Annotated in this window: 14 protein-coding genes and 1 tRNA gene; 8 read left to right on the forward strand and 7 right to left on the reverse strand. The window is 64.8% G+C overall.

The features are described 5' to 3' along the window. Window positions 1-91 precede the first annotated feature (91 nt). Window positions 92-943: a pirin family protein gene (locus HNP98_RS07530; RefSeq protein ID WP_173809441.1), complete on the forward strand. Its 852-nt coding sequence runs from the start codon at window positions 92-94 to the stop codon at window positions 941-943. A gap of 117 nt (window positions 944-1,060) precedes the next feature. Here HNP98_RS07530 and HNP98_RS07535 read toward each other — a convergent pair whose 3' ends face one another. After that, window positions 1,061-3,166, reverse strand: coding sequence for a M13 family metallopeptidase (locus tag HNP98_RS07535; protein WP_173809442.1), 2,106 nt, complete (start codon window positions 3,164-3,166; stop codon window positions 1,061-1,063). A 442-nt stretch (window positions 3,167-3,608) separates the two neighbouring features. On the opposite strand from HNP98_RS07535, the gene HNP98_RS07540 reads away from it, so the two are divergent. From HNP98_RS07540 to HNP98_RS07560, 5 genes are all read left to right on the forward strand, one after another. Further along, window positions 3,609-4,478 carry a prephenate dehydratase gene (locus tag HNP98_RS07540; RefSeq protein WP_173809443.1) on the forward strand — a complete coding sequence of 290 codons (870 nt, stop codon included), beginning with the start codon at window positions 3,609-3,611 and terminating at the stop codon, window positions 4,476-4,478. A gap of 229 nt (window positions 4,479-4,707) precedes the next feature. Beyond that, on the forward strand, window positions 4,708-5,910 hold the full coding sequence (locus HNP98_RS07545; protein ID WP_173809444.1) for a pyridoxal phosphate-dependent aminotransferase: 1,203 nt from the start codon (window positions 4,708-4,710) through the stop codon (window positions 5,908-5,910). A gap of 223 nt (window positions 5,911-6,133) precedes the next feature. Then, the gene (locus HNP98_RS07550; RefSeq protein ID WP_173809445.1) at window positions 6,134-6,979 is read left to right on the forward strand and encodes a prephenate dehydrogenase; all 846 of its coding nucleotides are present in this window, start codon (window positions 6,134-6,136) and stop codon (window positions 6,977-6,979) included. A gap of 79 nt (window positions 6,980-7,058) precedes the next feature. Next, window positions 7,059-8,129 carry a chorismate mutase gene (locus tag HNP98_RS07555; RefSeq protein ID WP_173809446.1) on the forward strand — a complete coding sequence of 357 codons (1,071 nt, stop codon included), beginning with the start codon at window positions 7,059-7,061 and terminating at the stop codon, window positions 8,127-8,129. Between the two features lie 204 nt (window positions 8,130-8,333). Continuing rightward, window positions 8,334-8,948, forward strand: a complete 615-nt coding sequence (locus HNP98_RS07560) for an Hsp20/alpha crystallin family protein (RefSeq protein WP_173809447.1) — start codon at window positions 8,334-8,336, stop codon at window positions 8,946-8,948. 249 nt (window positions 8,949-9,197) lie between these two features. Here the strand turns inward: HNP98_RS07560 and lysA are convergent, their stop codons facing one another. After that, window positions 9,198-10,403, reverse strand: coding sequence for a diaminopimelate decarboxylase (lysA, locus tag HNP98_RS07565; RefSeq protein WP_173809448.1), 1,206 nt, complete (start codon window positions 10,401-10,403; stop codon window positions 9,198-9,200). 82 nt (window positions 10,404-10,485) lie between these two features. Here lysA and HNP98_RS07570 point away from each other — a divergent pair, with 82 nt between their 5' ends. Continuing rightward, window positions 10,486-11,004: a DinB family protein gene (locus HNP98_RS07570; protein ID WP_173809449.1), complete on the forward strand. Its 519-nt coding sequence runs from the start codon at window positions 10,486-10,488 to the stop codon at window positions 11,002-11,004. Between the two features lie 5 nt (window positions 11,005-11,009). On the opposite strand, the gene HNP98_RS07575 is transcribed toward HNP98_RS07570, so the two are convergent. The 5 genes from HNP98_RS07575 to HNP98_RS07595 form a co-directional block, all read right to left on the reverse strand. Beyond that, on the reverse strand, window positions 11,010-11,576 hold the full coding sequence (locus HNP98_RS07575; protein ID WP_173809450.1) for a hypothetical protein: 567 nt from the start codon (window positions 11,574-11,576) through the stop codon (window positions 11,010-11,012). A 95-nt stretch (window positions 11,577-11,671) separates the two neighbouring features. Continuing rightward, entirely contained in the window at window positions 11,672-13,444 is a 1,773-nt protein-coding gene (locus tag HNP98_RS07580; RefSeq protein ID WP_173809451.1) for a M56 family metallopeptidase, read from the reverse strand. 2 nt (window positions 13,445-13,446) lie between these two features. Further along, on the reverse strand, window positions 13,447-13,821 hold the full coding sequence (locus HNP98_RS07585) for a BlaI/MecI/CopY family transcriptional regulator (protein WP_173809452.1): 375 nt from the start codon (window positions 13,819-13,821) through the stop codon (window positions 13,447-13,449). Window positions 13,822-14,028: 207 nt separating this feature from the next. After that, window positions 14,029-14,475: a hypothetical protein gene (locus HNP98_RS07590; protein ID WP_173809453.1), complete on the reverse strand. Its 447-nt coding sequence runs from the start codon at window positions 14,473-14,475 to the stop codon at window positions 14,029-14,031. A 44-nt stretch (window positions 14,476-14,519) separates the two neighbouring features. After that, window positions 14,520-15,767 carry a TCR/Tet family MFS transporter gene (locus HNP98_RS07595; protein ID WP_173809454.1) on the reverse strand — a complete coding sequence of 416 codons (1,248 nt, stop codon included), beginning with the start codon at window positions 15,765-15,767 and terminating at the stop codon, window positions 14,520-14,522. A gap of 150 nt (window positions 15,768-15,917) precedes the next feature. On the opposite strand from HNP98_RS07595, the gene HNP98_RS07600 reads away from it, so the two are divergent. Beyond that, window positions 15,918-15,990: transfer RNA gene (locus HNP98_RS07600), tRNA-Met, on the forward strand. The last annotated feature ends 129 nt before the right edge of the window (window positions 15,991-16,119 follow it).

Raw genomic sequence — 16,119 nt, forward strand, 5'->3', positions numbered from 1 at the left:
AATATTACTATAAATTGTTATAACTTGCTGAGATTCTTCTTTTTGCCCGGGGGCCACCACCCACCGTCCGGGCTCTACCACCGCCCTGGCCATGCGCACCGTTAAGCAACAGCACCAAGCGGCCAGCGTGCCCATCGCCGACCTGGTTACCTACCGGGCCCTGCCCACCGAATCGGTTCGGTACATCGACCCGTTTTTGTTCCTCAACCACCACGGGCCCCAGGTGTACCCGCCTGGCAACCGCGGTCTGCCCTTCGGCCCCCACCCCCACCGGGGCTTCGAAACGGTGACGTTTGTGCTCAAGGGCGACATTTTGCACAAAGACAGCGGCGGCCACCAGGACGTGGTGGGGGCCGGCGGCGTGCAGTGGATGACGGCCGGCCGGGGCCTGATTCACACCAAGGTATCGTCGGACGAGTTCAAGGCCACCGGCGGCGACCTGGAGATTTTGCAGCTGTGGCTGAACCTGCCGGCCCGCTACAAGATGACCGAGCCGCGCTACCTGGGGCGGCAGGCCCACGAAATCCCGCTGGCCACGCCGACGGCGGGCGTCACCATCCACGCCGTGTCGGGCAGCTGGGCCGGTACCGCGGGGGCGGTGCAGCCGCTGGTGGACGTGCACCTGGCCTGGCTGGAATTTGCGGCCGGGGCCCGGGTCACGCTGTCCATCGCGGCCGCCCGCACCATTTTCTTCTACACCGTGGCCGGCCGGCTGCGGGTCAACGGCACCGAAACCGGAGCCCGGCAGCTGGTCGAATTCAACCACGACGGCGACAAATTAACCATCGAGGCCCTGGCCAATAGCGTGTTGCTATTAGGCCACGCTCTACCGCTCAAAGAGCCGATGGTGACGCGCGGCCCCTTCGTAATGAACACCGAAGCCGAGATTCGCGAGGCCTACGCCGATTACCAGGTAGGCAAGTTTGGCTCCTGGAACGGGTGAGTTTTGGCGCAGGTAATCAATTAGTGTGGTCAATAAGTAGCTGTAACACATAAGGCCGTCATGCTGAGCTTATCGAAGCATGACGGCACTACCATTATAACTAGCAACCACGACCCACTACCAAATCACGGCCCGGTCGGCTGTGGCCCGCGTCATTTTGCTGCCCTCCTGGCAGCCAAACGCGGCCTGGAACTGCGGCATGTTCATGATGGGGCCGATGGTGCGGTACTGGTCGGGCGAGTGCGGGTCGGTGAGGATTTGCTGGCGCAGGGCTTCGGGCCGGATGTTGGAGCGCCGCAGCTGGGCCCAGCTCAGAAAAAAGCGCTGCTCGGGCGTGAAGCCGTCGAAGTTGGGCCGGGGCCCCGCGCCGTAGCGCTGCTGCAATTGCTTCTCCAGGGCCCCGTACACCACGGTGAGGCCGGCGAAGTCGGCCAGGTTCTCGCCCATCGTCAGCTTGCCGTTCACGTGCACCGAGTCGAGGGGCGAAAACGCGTCGTACTGGCGCCCCACCAGGGCGGCGCGCTTCGTGAACTCGGCCGCGTCGGCGGGCGTCCACCAGTCGCGCAAGTTGCCCTGGGCGTCGTACTGGCGGCCCTGGTCGTCGAAGCCGTGGGTCATTTCGTGGCCCATCACCCCGCCGATGGCCCCGTAGTTCACCGCGTCGTCGGCCTGGGGGTCGAAGAACGGCGGCTGCAAGTAGCCGGCCGGGAACACGATTTCGTTCAGCGGCGGGTTGTAGTAGGCGTTGATGGTGGAGGGCGTCATGCCCCACTCGTTGCGGTCGATGGGGCCCCCGAACTTGGCCAGCTCCTGGCGGCTGTCCCAGGCGCGGGCGGCCAGCAGGTTCTGCACGTAGGAAGCGCGGCTGATGGTGAGTTGGGAATAGTCCTTCCACACGTCGGGGTAGCCGATTTTCACGTGCAGGGCCCCCAGCTTTTTCAGGGCTTCGGCCTTGGTGGGCGCGCTCATCCAGGTGTTGGTCTGGATGTGCTCGGCTAGGCTGGCCTTCACGTTGTTCACCATTTCCAGGGCCTTCTGCTTGGCCGCCGGGCTAAAGGCCTGGTCCACGTACAGCTGCCCGAAGGCCTCGCCCAGGTTCTGGTCGGTGGCGGTTTGCACGCGCTTCCAGCGGGCGGGCTGCTGCTTGGCCCCGGTCAGGGCCTGGCTGTAGGCGAAGGCCGCGTCGGCGTAGGCCGCCGGCAGCGCCGGGGCCACCGAGCGCACCAAGTGCCAGCGCAGGTAAGTCTTGAGGTCGGCCAGCGGCTCGGTTTTCAGCACGGTGTTCAGCGCGTCGAAAAACGCCGGCTGGCCCACAATCACCTCTTGCGCTTTGCCCAGCTGCTGGGCCGCCAGCAGGCGCGCGGGGTCGAGGGCCGGGTAGCGCTTTTGGGCGGCGGCCAGGGCCATTTGGTTGTAGTTGGCCTGCGGGTCGCGCAGCTCCACACGGGTGCGCGAGTCCTTGGCCAGGCGCGTTTCGATGCGCTCCACGGCCGCGGCGTTGCGGGCCGCTTCGGCGGGCGTATCACCCAGCAGGCCAAATACCTGCGCCATGTACGCACGGTACGCCGCCTTCACCTTGGCCGTGCGCGCGTCGTCTTTAAAGTAGTAATCCCGGTCGGGCAGCGTGAGGCCGCCCTGGTCCATTTGCACCACGTAGCGGGTCGTATTCTTCTCGTCGACCTGCACCCCGCCGCGGAAGAATACGCCCGTCTGCAGCTCGTGCTCGTGGGCGATGAGGGCGGGCAATTGCATCCGGTCGCGCAGCCCAGCAATGCGGGCCAGCTCGGGCCGCAGGGGCCCCAGGCCGGCCCGCTCGATGGCCGCCGTGTCCATGGCCGCGGCGTAGAAGTCGCCCACTTTCTGGGCGTTCGAGCCGGGGGCGGCGCTACGGTTGGCCGCGGCGTCCTCCAATATCTGGCGCAGCAGTTTTTGGGTGCGTTCGCCGAGCAGGTTGCGGGGGCCCCAGCGCGAGGCGTAGTCGGGCAGCGGGTTGTTCTTGAGCCAATTGCCGCCCGAAAACTGGTAGAAGTTATCGCACGCGTCCACCGTGCGGTCAAGGTCGGCCACGTCGAGGCCCACGCCTTTCGGGGCGGGCGCGGCAGGTGGAGCGGCGGGGCTAGCGGCCGGCGGGGCCACCGCCGTGGTGGCCGGGGCGCTGCCGGCGCAGCCAGCCAGGGCCAGCGCCGTGGCTACCAAGCCAGCGCAAAGAGGTGCTTTTATCATGCTGCGAAAGTAGAATCTTTGACGGAAAAAACTGTACTAACGCCAGTTAGTTATGGACCCTGGGGGCAATCTTTTTCTTCACTTGCTAGGATATTCCAGTATCCGCCCGCAACTTGCCGCCGCAAACACTCCCCCGCATGCCCCGCACCAGCTACTTTTTTGGCTTTTATTACTTCTACGCCGCCGCGTAGAACGAGCCACCGTGTAGCCCACCGCTAGCGCCGCTCGTTCTTCGGGAGGCGCTTTTTTAATGCCTGCTTTTCTTTACGCCGATGCTTACTGCCCCCGCTTTTTATTATTTCGGCTACCGCAGCTTCTTCTTTTTTAAGAAGAACCGGGCCTGCCGTTGCGGGTGCTAATTAATCAGCACACTTCCTCAACCCAGCAAGGCCCCCGGACTTCCGGCGGCCTTTTTTATTGTCGTTTTTTACTCCCCACTGCCATGCGCGTTGCCATCCAGGGTTTCCAGGGAAGTTTCCACCAAGTAGCCGCCGGCCAGTACTTCGGGACGGCCGCGGCGTTGAGTTTCTGCGCCACCTTCGGCGAAGTGGTGGCCCAGGCAGCCGACGGCCGCGCCGATGCCGCCCTCATGGCCATGGAAAACTCACTGGCCGGCAGCATTCTACCTAATTATTTACTGTTGGAGCGGGCCGACCTCACCATCACCGGCGAGGTGTACCTGCCCATTCACCAGCACTTGCTGGCGCTGCCCGGCACTACGCTGGCCGACGTACTAGCGGTGCACTCGCACCCCATGGCCCTGCGCCAGTGCGGCGATTTCCTGGCCCAGTACCCCCACTGGCAGCTCGTTGAAACCGAAGACACCGGCCTCAGCGCCCAGCTGCTGGCCGAGCGCCAAACCCCAGGCGTGGCCGTGGTGGCGGGGGCCCAGGCGGCCGCGGCGTTCGGCTTGCAATTGCTGGCCCCCGCCATTCACGACGACCCGCACAATTACACCCGGTTCCTGGTGCTGGAGCGGGCCCCGGAAGCCCAGCCCGTAGCCGCGCCCGACAAGGCTTCGCTGTATTTCTACACCTCGCACGCGCCGGGCTGCCTGGCCCAGGTGCTCACGCTGGTGGCCGCCCACGGCCTCAACCTGAGCAAGTTGCAGTCGTGCCCCCGCCCCCGCCAGCCCTGGCACTACGGCTTCCACGCCGACGTAGAATTCGACAGCCCCGCCCAATTATCCACACTGCTGCAAGAGCTGCCCCGCGTGACGGAGGAGCTGCGCGTGCTGGGCGTGTACCAGCGCGGCAGCATGGAATTTGGGGAATTAGTGACGGACAGCAAGGCGCTGGCGGGTAATAGATAAGACTATCATAAAGCCGTCATGCTGAGCGCAGTCGAAGCATCTCTCCCGCTGAATAAATGATTAATTACTGCTGCGGGAGAAATACTTCGACTGCGCTCAGCATGACAACCTAATTAATTAATTAGTTAAGCAGAAAAAGTGCTTCGCTGCGCTCTGCATGACGTTCTAATTAATTACAAAGCCCAATTGATAACTGCCAACTGATAATTATTGACTGTCAACTGAATTTATGAACGTCTCCGTAGCCAGCCGCCTCAGCCACACCGGCGAATACTATTTCTCGCGCAAGCTGCGCGAGCTGGCGGCCCTCAACGCGGCGGGGGCCAACATCATCAGCCTGGGCATCGGCAGTCCCGATTTGCCGCCCCACCCGAGCGTGACGGCGGCGCTGGCGGCCACGGCGGCGCTGCCCAACGCCCACGGCTACCAGAGCTACCAGGGCACGCCCGCCCTGCGCGGGGCCCTGGCCGAGTTCTACCAGCGCCACTACGGCGTGGCCCTCGACCCGGCCACCGAAATCCTGCCGCTGCTGGGCTCGAAAGAAGGCCTGATGCACATTGGGATGACGTTTTTGGAAGCCGGCGACGCGGTGCTCATCCCCAACCCCGGCTACCCGACCTACCGCGCCGTGGCCGAAATCTGCGGGGCCGAGGTGCGCGCGTACGACTTGACCGCCGCTACCGGCTGGTTGCCCGACCTGGGGGCCTTGGCGGCCACCGACTTGTCGCGAGTGAAAATGATGCTGGTGAACTACCCGCACATGCCCACCGGCACGCCGGCCGGCCGGCCATTCCTCACCGAGCTGGTGGAATTTGCTCGCGCCCACGACATCCTGCTGGTGCACGACAACCCTTATGGCTTCGTCTTGAACGAGACGCCACCCACCAGCTTGTTGTCCGTGCCCGGCGCCAAGGACGTGGCCCTGGAGCTGAACTCGCTGAGTAAGTCGCACAACCTGGCCGGCTGGCGCGTGGGGGCCCTGGTGGGCCGCGCCGATTGGCTGGCCGCCGTGCTCCGCTTCAAAAGCAACATGGATTCGGGCATGTTCCTGCCCGTGCAACAGGCCGCCGTGGCGGCCCTGGCGCTGGGCGACGACTGGTTTCAGGAGCTAAATGCCACTTACCGCGCCCGCCGCACGCTGGTCGTTGAGTTGCTGCAAGCGTTGGGCTGCGCACCGGCCCCGGGCCAGGTAGGCCTCTTCATCTGGGCCCCCGTGCCGCCGTCTTACGCCGACGGCTACGCCCTGAGCGATGCCGTGCTGGCCGAAGCCCGGGTATTTTTGACGCCCGGCGGCATTTTTGGCAGCAACGGGCTGGGCTACATCCGGGCCAGCCTGTGCCAGCCAGAAGCCTTGCTGCGCGAGGCCCTGGCCCGGGTTGTGGCAATGCAAAAAGGCCAGCGCAGCGAAGTCGTTCTTCCACTGGTTAATTAATTAGTTGCCGTGCCAAATAATTAGATACAAGCTGTTTAGGAAATCGTCAAAACGTCATATCGAGCGCAGCCGGGACATCTTGCGTGCGGCAGTAATCCAGCATTAGTGAGCGGGCGAGATGTCTCGGCTGCGCTCGACATGACGTTCTATTTTAAATTTTCAAATTTTCTAGGTAGATGCAAACCGTCTACCCGCCTACCCTCACACCCTCCTGCCCTAAATCATGACCGTTACCATCATCGGCTTGGGACTCATCGGCGGCTCGCTGGCGCTTAGTCTGCGGCAGCACGGGCTGGCGGCGCACCTCATCGGGGTGGAGCAGAGCGCCGAGCACGCCCGCCGGGCCCTGGAGCTGGGTTTAGTGGACGAGGTAGAAACCGACTTGTCCGCCGCCGTGCGCCGCGCCGACCTCGTGGTGGTGGCCGTGCCCATGGATGCCATGCTGACCGTGCTGCCCCAGGTGCTCGACGCCACGGGGCCCCAGCAGACGGTGATTGACGTGGGCTCGACCAAGGTGACGCTGCTAGCGGCCGTGGCCGGGCACCCGCGCCGCGGCCGCTTCGTGGCCACGCACCCCATGGCTGGCACCGAATATTCGGGCCCCGAGGCCGCCGTGCTGGGCCTTTACGAAGGCAAAACGGTGGTGCTCTGCGACACCGGCCACAGCGACGCCGACGCCTTGCAGCTGGTCGAGAAGCTGTTCCGGGCCCTGCCCATGCGGCTGCTCTACCTCGATGCGCAGGCCCACGACCTGCACACGGCCTACGTGTCGCACATCTCGCACATCACCTCGTTTGCCCTGGCCCTCACCGTGTTGGAGAAGGAGAAAGAGGAACAGCGCATTTTTGATCTGGCCGGCGGCGGCTTTGCTTCCACCGTGCGGCTGGCCAAAAGCTCGGCGGCCATGTGGGTGCCCATCTTCCGCCAGAACCGGCCCAACGTGCTCGACGTGCTCGACGAGCACCTGCACCAGCTCCAGCACCTGCGCGACTTACTGGCGCAGGAAGACTACGCCGGGCTGACCGACCAAATCCACCAAGCCAACCACATCCGCAAGACCATTCCCTAAGGATTCAGTAATAAAAAGTACAAGCCAGCACAAACTATGGCTTGCTATTCTCTCCGCAAACAATAATTTCCCCAACCCCATGTTCGACAAACTTTTCAACCGCCAACCCAACGACAAGCCGTTCCTCATCTCAGGGCCCTGCTCGGCCGAAACCGAAATCCAGGTACTAGAAACCTGCCAGCGTTTGGCCGCCACCGGCAAAGTGCAGGCCCTGCGCGCCGGCATCTGGAAGCCGCGCACCAAGCCCGGCGGCTTCGAGGGCGTGGGGGCCAAGGGCCTGCCCTGGCTGAAAAAAGCCAGTGAGCTGACCGGCCTGCCCGTGGCCGTGGAAGTGGCCACCGCCAAGCACGTCGAAGACTGCCTGGCCTTCGGCGTGGACCTGGTCTGGGTGGGCGCGCGCACCACCGGCAACCCGTTTTCGGTGCAGGAAATTGCCAACGCGCTGCGCGGCGTGGACATTCCGGTGCTGGTAAAAAACCCCATTCATCCCGAGCTGGAGCTGTGGGTGGGGGCCATCGAGCGCCTGCAAAAAGCCGGCTTGAAGCAGGTAGGCATGATTCACCGCGGCTTTTCGAGCTACGGCAACACCGACTTCCGCAACGCGCCGATGTGGCACCTGCCCATCGAGATGAAGCGCCGCCTGCCCGAGCTGCCCATCCTCAACGACCCCAGCCACATCTGCGGCCGGCGCGACACGCTGTTTGCCGTGGCCCAGCAGGCCCTGGATTTGGACTTCGACGGAACGATGATCGAGAGCCACATCGACCCCGACAAAGCCTGGAGCGACGCCAAGCAGCAAATCACGCCCGAGGTGCTGGGCCAGCTCATCACCGACCTGGTGTGGCGGCACGAAACCACCGACAAAGAGGAATTCCTGACGGCCCTGGCCGGCCTGCGCGAGCAAATCAACAACCTCGACGCCGAGGTGATGCAGCTGCTGGGCCGCCGCATGGCCGTGGCCGAGAAAATTGGCCAATACAAGAAGGACAACGACATCACCATCCTCCAAACCGCCCGCCTCAACGAAATCCTGGCCCGCAGCAAGCGCCAGGGGGCCCAGGTAGGCCTCACCGAAGACTTCGTGGAGCGCTACATGGAGGCCGTGCACCTGGAATCGGTGCTGCGCCAGGAAAAGGTAATGAAGGGCTAGGCCAGTGCCGCGGTTTCGGACGGCAGCTGGGTTGCCGCCCAGCACCGCGGCCAGCGAGGAAAAAAGTTGAAAAAAGTACCCTCGTAGCCTTATGAGGGTACTTTTTTTTGAAACCCAGAAAAAAACAGGTTCGTAAAAATCCTCAAGTCGGCAACGACTTTCATTCTTCTCAACCTTTTTTCTAACCCTCAATTTTTTCACGTCATGGCCATTCAAACGTATCAGGATTCCTTCGGGGACCTCGTGCCGCAGACATTCTCCACCATGCTCGACCGCTTCTTTAATGATTCGGTGGCAGGACGGGGCCGGGTGGCGGCGTTCTCGCCGCAGGTCGATGCCTACGAGACCGAAAAGGGCTACCAGCTGGAGGTGGCGCTGCCCGGCCTCAAGCAAGACAACATCAAAGTGGATTTCCACCAGGGCCGCCTCACCATTTCGGGCGAGCGCAGCTTCCGCAGCGACCGCAGCGACCGCCGCTACCACGTGGTGGAAAACGCCTACGGCTCGTTCCGGCGCTCGTTTCAGCTGCCCGACACCGTGAACCCGGGTCAGATCGAAGCCAGCTTCGAGGACGGCATCTTGCACGTAACGGTGCCCAAGGACGAGCAGAAAACCATGCGCCACCAGATTCAGGTGAAGGGCAGCCAGCCCGCCCAGGGGCCCGCACCGGAGCGCATCGGCCAGCAAGCCGCTGACACGCAGCACACCAGCGCCCAGGTGGCCAACGCCCAGGCAGCCAGTGCCGCCAACAACGGCGGCTCCCAACTCGACGGCAGCGCCAACGGCAAGGCCCAGCCGGCCGCCAGCGCGGCCAATTAGCCAGTTGCTTTCTGAGTAGTCAGACACAAAAGGGGCGCTCCAGCTGGAGCGCCCCTTTTTGGTTTCAGCCAGCGTATATCCCAATAGGTGCAAAAGGAAACGGTCATGCCTCGGCTGCGCTCGGCATGACCGTTTCCTTTTGCACCTATTGGGATAAACTCTTGGTCGGGGCCCTCCCTCCCCGTCTTGCTTCGACAACACATGCAGCCAACACACGCGGCGGAACCACAGGCGACCCGTGCGCCGCGGCTACTCCTGGCCGGCCAGCAGGTCCTCGAATGTTTGGCGGCGGCGAATCTGGCGCAGCGCCCCGTTTTCGAGCAGCACTTCGGCCGGGCGCGGGCGCGAGTTGAAGCTGCTGCTCATCTCGAAGCCGTAGGCCCCGGCGTTGTGGAAGGCCAGCAGGTCGCCTTCGCGCACTTCGGGCAGGCGGCGGTCCCAGGCGAAGGTGTCGGTTTCGCAGATGTTGCCCACCACGGTGTACACCCGCTCGGGGCCCTCGGGGTGGCTCAGGTTGCTGATGGTGTGGTAGCTGTCGTAGAACATGGGCCGGATGAGGTGGTTAAAGCCCGAATCGACGCCGGCGAACACCGTGGCTGGGGTTTGCTTCACCACGGCCACGCGCACCAGCAGGAAGCCGGCCTCGCTGACGAGGTACTTGCCGGGCTCGAACCAGGCTTGCAGCGGCCGGCCGTATTCGGCCTCAAACTCGGCGAAGGCAGCCGTCACGCGGCGGCCCAGCTCGGGCATGTCGGTGGCCACGTCGCCGGGTTTGTAGGGCACTTTGAAGCCCGAGCCCAAGTCTAAGAATTCCAAATCGGGGAAGCGGCGGGCGGCCTCGAACAGCACTTCCAGGGCCCGCAGGAACACGTCCACGTCCTTGATTTCGGAACCCGTGTGCATGTGCAAGCCCTTCACGTTCAGTCCCGTGCCTTTCACCACACGCTCCAGGTGGCGCATCTGGTGGATGCTGATGCCGAACTTGCTGTCGATGTGGCCGGTGGAAATCTTGTAGTTGCCGCCCGCCTCGATGTGCGGGTTCAGCCGAATGCACACCGGGTAGCTGCCGCCGAAGGTGGTGCCGAAGCGCTCCAGCATCGAAATGTTGTCGATGTTGAGGTGCACGCCCAGGTCTTTGGCGGCCACGATTTCCTCAAACGTGACGCTGTTGGGCGTGAAGAGGATGTTTTCGGGCGCAAACCCGGCGTGCAGGCCCAGCCGTACTTCGTTGATGCTCACGCAGTCGAGGCCCGCGCCCAGGCCCAGGATGTAGCGCAGCACGGCCTGGTTGGTGAGCGACTTGCAGGCATAGAAAAACCGCGTGGGGTGGCCGGTGAAGGCCGTTTCGAGCTGGTGGTACTGCCGGGCGATGGTTTCGGCCTGGTACACGTAGAGCGGGGTGCCAAACTGCTCGGCAGCGGCCAGCAGGGCCTCGGCGGGGATGGTAGCGGACATAGGCCGTAAAAGTACGGCCCGCCCGGGCCCCGACGGGAAGTTTTGGCGGCTGGCGGGTTGCGTAGGGGCGCTATTTTTACCCATGCCCAACCAACCCGAAGTATGGCTCCGGGGGCCCCTGCCCCAGGTGCCGCCCCTGCTCCAGCCCGTGGCCCACGCCCTGCTGCAAGCCCAGGCCGACGTGGCCGTGGCCCTCGCCCGCTTTCCCGCCGCCCAGCTGTGGGAGCGCCCGGCCGGTGTGGCCTCGGTGGGCTTCCACCTTCAGCACCTGGCCGGCGTGCTAGACCGCATGCTCACCTACGCCCAAAACCAGCCCCTCAGCCCCGCCCAGCTCGCCTACCTCGCCGCCGAAGGCTACCCCGCACCCAGCGCCGGGGCCCCGGCAGCGCAAGTAGAAGCGCTGCAAAAAGCCTTCGGGGGTGCGGTGCAGCAGGCCCTGGCCCAGCTGCACCGCACCCCCGAAGCTGCGTTAACCGATTACCGTCCGGTGGGCCGGGCCGCGCTGCCCTCCACCGTCATCGGCCTGCTGGTGCACGCCGCCGAGCACACCCAGCGCCACGTGGGCCAGCTGCTCGTCACGGCCCGCATTTTGGCCGGCTAGGGGCCCTACTCGGCCACCGGCTGGCCCTGGCCGTCGAAGCGCAGCTCCTTGGTCTGGCCGCCTTCGGTGAACCGGGCCACGTAGCGGCCGGCTTTGTTCTTGTCTTCGTACACCGACTTCAGCTTGGCGCTGGGGTAGGTTTTCTCGATGTAGGCCCGGGCGGCGGCCATCGCGGCGGTTTGCATCGGCGAGGGGGAGGAAAGCACCACGTTGTGCTGTTTGTTGAAGGCCAGCACTTCCGGCGAGTTTTCTTTGCCCTTGGTAGTCACCAAAATCACGCCGCTGCCCGTGGCCTTGCCGGTCAGCGCCTCGGCCTGCTTGCCCTTCAGCACGTTGATGTTACCAATGTCGCTCGGGTTCATGGCGCTGAGGACGTCGGGGGCGGCTAATTGGCCGTCCACGTAGTACACCACGTCGGTGGGCAGCGCCTTAGGGGCTTCGGTGGCTACCACCTTGGGCGTCACGGTTTGGGCTTGGGCCCCGGCGGCACCCAAGGCCAGCGCCACGGCCAAGGGCCCCAGCAGAGCGCGGCGCAGGCCCAATAAACGAACGGAAGTGGGTTGGTTTTGCATGGAAGTGAAGGGGTTGGAAAATGTGGGAGGGAAAATTCGCTAATGGAAATGGGCGCAGCACAAACTAGCTGTGCGCCAGGACCGGCCCGCAGTGGCTACTTGTTGTACGACTCTGAAATAAATTCTCCACGCTCGCCAAACGTTATGTAACCCGGCCGGCGGCCGATAACGATGGTGGCACGGTAGCGCGGGGCACCCCCGCTAGCGGGCCGGATTTGATCAACGCCGACAAGGCGAGCGTCCGGGTAATGTTTAGTGATGTACGCCAGCCCAGCCGAGCCCAAGTACATGGGGCTAACGGCTTTTTCGGTGCTGTCGGCGGGAGCCATCGTTTTGGCAGGCGCGGCCTGAACCATACCCGTCAGCGGCACTTGGCGCTGCACTTTGGCATTGAACGCCATTACCTCCGGTGAATGCTCGCCGGTTTTGGTGGTAATGAGGATCACGCCATCAGCCCCAGAACTACTACCGAGGAAATCGTTAGCCTGCGCCCCCTTCAGCACGTCGATACTGGCAATGTCCGTTGGCTTCACAGCGTTGTTCGGTTCACTGCCAACCAACTTACCATCAACATAGTAAATAGGTTTTTTAGGGCCCGCGGGCTTTGCTTGCAATGGTGCGGCAGGAGTCACCGCGGGACCTCCGTCGTGCGTCAGCGTGGCCTCGCCCTGCTTGTCAATACCCATGCGGTACAGGGCCACGCGCCGCACTTTCTCATTGAAGGCTACCACCGCGGGCTCAACCTTTTTGGCTTCCGTAGTAATAACGTAAGCGGTTTGGTCGGTGCCCAGCAGCGGGCGGGCCTGCTCAGGTTTCACCACGCGCACGCTGGCCACGGCCGCCGGGTTCACCTTGGCCAGGTTGGCGTAGCTGCTGGGCTGGCCGTCAACATAGTACGCGGCGGGCCCGGCCAGCTTCATTACCGTGTGGCCGGCCTTGTTGGTGATGGCAAACAACTCATCGGCCGGTGTGGCCGGGTTGGCCACAGGTTGCGCGTGGGCGGCCGAGTAGGCCAGCGCGGCGGCCACCACCAGGGGCCCCGCCAGGGCGTAGCGCAGCAGCTGCAAACGATTGGAAACGGGTTGGTTCATCATCAGGATGCGGTTTTTGAGGGTGGAAAGGGAAAAGGGCGAGACCAGGGCCGGGCTGCCCCCGGCGGGCCCCAGCCGGAGCAGGCTGTACTGGTAGGCGCGGCGGTCGAGGCCGGTGCGCAGGGTGGCCGCGTCGGCCAGGTATTCGAGGTTGTCGAGCAGGGCGCGGCGCAGCAGCCACGCCGCCGGGTTCAGCCAGAACACGGCCGTGGCCACGTGGGCCAGCAGCACGTCGAGGGTGTGGGCCTGGCGCACGTGGGCCTGCTCGTGGGCCAGCACCGCGGCCAGCTCGGCGGGGGCCGGGTGCTGTGCCGGGTTGAGGTAGATGGTGCGGCCGAAGGAGAACGGGCCGCCCACGCCGGGCAACGCCCGGTAGGCCACGCCGCCCGGGCCCATCGCGGCCCGGGTGGTGCGCCGCAGCCGCGCCAGCGACAGCAGCTGCACCAGCAGGCGGCCCAGCAGCAGCGCCGCGCCGGCCGCGTAGGCCGCCAGCAGCCAGACAGGCCAGTCGGGCCCCGGGGCGGGCAGCGCCGCCGCGGGGGCCCCGGCGGGCAGCTCGGCCAGCACCCAGGCCACGGCGGGCGTGGGGGCGGCGGCCGGCCACAGCGCGGGCATGGGCAGGGCCGGGTAGGCGGCGGCAAACAGCAGCGCGAAGGCCAGGTACGCCCGGTTTAAAGTGAAGAAGGTGAGCGGGCGCAGCAGCCCGCAGTAGGCCGCCGCAAACAGCAGCAGCACCGCGTGGGCCTTGAGCAGGTAGAGCAACGGCGCGGACGGCATGGCTACTCGGCCTTTTTATCGCCGCCCTCGATGAGGCGGAGAATGTCCTGCAAATCGGCGGCGCTGATCTTTTCCTCCTTCGCAAAAAACGACACCAATTCCTTGTACGAATCGCGGAAGTGCTCCTTTACCAGGGCCCCCAGCGAGCTGCGCTGGTAATCGTCGGCCGATACCAAGGGGCTGAAACGAAAGGAGTTGCCGAGCTTTTCGGCGTGCACGTAGCCCTTGCGCTCCAGGTTGCGCAGGGTGCTGGCCAGCGTGGTGTAGGGCGGGCGCGGGGCGGGCAGGCCGTCGAGCAATTCTTTCACGAAGGCCCCGCCGGGCAGCGGCCACAGGGCCCGCAGGGCGTCTTCTTCGGGTTGGGTGAGGCGGTCCATAAATGCTTATTACGATTATTTCGTAAATCTACGAAATAATCGTAATAAGTGTTCTTCCGCGCCCGGAATATTATTTACCGTTGGCTAAAAAGGGCGTTTGCAGGTACGGAAAGGCTATTTTATGGAAAGGCCCGCCCGCGTTATTTTTCAGATTGGCCCCGGCCCCAGTCTTTACCTGTACGCATTAGCGCTCCAACGGTTCCTTTGTCAGGTTACGGGCCCGCCGGCCGCGTCCTGGCTTTGTTGCTGCGCGTGCAGCCAGGCAACGGCCGCGCCCTCGTCGCCGAAGAAGGCCAACGCGAACGGCCGGCCTTCGTAGGTGTCCACGTCGGCAAACCCGGGCGACTCCCGGATGGCCTGGTGCAGGGCCGGGCTGGCGAGGTAGGCCACGCACAGCCGGGGCCCGAGCCGCACGGCCATGGCGGGGAAGTACTCGCCGAGCAGCCACGCGGTGGTGGCCGGGTCGTTGGCGGCGCGGCGGCGGATGTCTTGCAGCCAGTAGCGGCAGTTGGTGGCGTGGGCGTGGGCCGTCAGGCTTTCGTAGGCGGCGGGCAGGGCCGCCGGGTCGGGCTGGTAGCCCCAGCGGCCCACCAGAATGCCGAGGTCGGCGCGGTGCACAACGTCGAGCAGGGGCAGCGCATCAGGTATAGGCATAAAAACGGATAAAATAAGATAACAAAACCGGGTCTTTTCCAAAGTTAGTGCAGGGCGGGGGCCCCCGCCGGGGCCGCCCCGGCCGGCGTGCGGCGCAGGGTGCGCACGGCCAGCGCGGCGCTGGCCAGCGTGAGCACCGCGCCCAGCGCAAACGGGGCCCCGGGAAACTCAAGCGGGGCCCCGGGCCCGGTGAAAAAGGCGAACAGGTGCGTCATGAACAGCGGCCCCACCACGCCGGTGAGGCTGATGAGGCTGGTGAGGGCCCCTTGCAGCTCGCCTTGTTCGGTGGGCGGCACCTGCCCCGAGATGGTGCCTTGCAGGGCCGGCCCCGCGATGCCGCCCAGGCAGTAGGGCACCAGGAAGGCAAACATCAGCCAGCCCCGCGCCGCGAAGGCGAACAGCACGAAGCCCACCGCGTAGCTCAGCAGCCCCGCCACGATGGCCCGCGGGGCCCCCAGCTTCGGGATGGCCACCCGCACCAGCCCGCCCTGCACCAGGGCCGTGAGCAAGCCCACGGCCCCCAGCGAGTAGCCCACCAGCTGGGTGCCCCAACCGAATTTGTAGATGGTGTAGAATGTCCAGATGGACTGCGTGGCCGAGCCGGCCAGGTAAATGAGCACCAGCGAGGCCACCAACCCCAGGATGACCGGGTAGCGCCCCAGCCGCAGCAGCGAGGCCACGGGGTTGGCGCGGGCCCAGGCGAAGGGCCGCCGCCGCGCCACGGGCAGCGACTCGGGCAGGATGGAAAAGCCGTAGAGGAAGTTGCACAGGCTCAGCGCCGCCGCCGCCATGAACGGCACCCGGGGCCCCCAGGTGGCCAGCAAACCGCCCAGCGCCGGCCCGATGATGAACCCGACCCCGAAGGCGGCCCCCACCAGCCCGAAGTTTTGGCTGCGCTTCTCGGGCGGGCTCACGTCGGCGATGTAGGCCGTGGCCGTGGTGAAGCTGGCCCCCGTGATGCCCGCCACCACCCGCCCCACGAACAGCCAGGCCAGCGTGGGCGCGAAGCTCAGGAACACGTAGTCGAGCCCCAAGCCCAGCAGCGAGGCCAGCAGCACCGGCCGCCGCCCCAGCCGGTCGCTGAGGCCGCCCACCACCGGCGCGCACAGAAACTGGGCCCCCGCGTAGGCAAACGACAGCCACCCCGCGTACTCCGACACCCGGCTGAGGCCCTGCCCCGTGAGCTGCCCGAGCAGCTTGGGCAGCACCGGAATGATGATGCCCAGCCCAATCACGTCGATGAGCACGGTGATGAAAATGAAACTGAGCGCGGCCGGCCGGGATTGGGACATAAGAAGGGAAAAGCCCGTAAAATTAGCCGCGCCCGGGCCCCCGCGCATTTTTTGGGCCTGATAATCACCGTTTCGCCCCGGCGGCGGCGCTAGTTTCAGTCGTTTGGTGGCATTTCCCAAATTTTTTCGTACTTTTGCATTACCAAACAGTGCGGGGTGGAGCAGTTGGTAGCTCGTTGGGCTCATAACCCAAAGGTCATAGGTTCGAGTCCTATCCCCGCTACCTAAAAAAAGGCCGTTTCCTTCCAGGGAACGGCCTTTTTCGTATCCGCTGCGGGCCGTTTTGCTCGCGGCGGCCGGCCTTTCGCGCGGCGAGCAAAACGGCCGGGCGGGCAGCAACGGTGAATTCAGC

The sequence above is a fragment of the Hymenobacter caeli genome, assembly GCF_013294115.1.
Taxonomy (GTDB): domain Bacteria; phylum Bacteroidota; class Bacteroidia; order Cytophagales; family Hymenobacteraceae; genus Hymenobacter; species Hymenobacter caeli.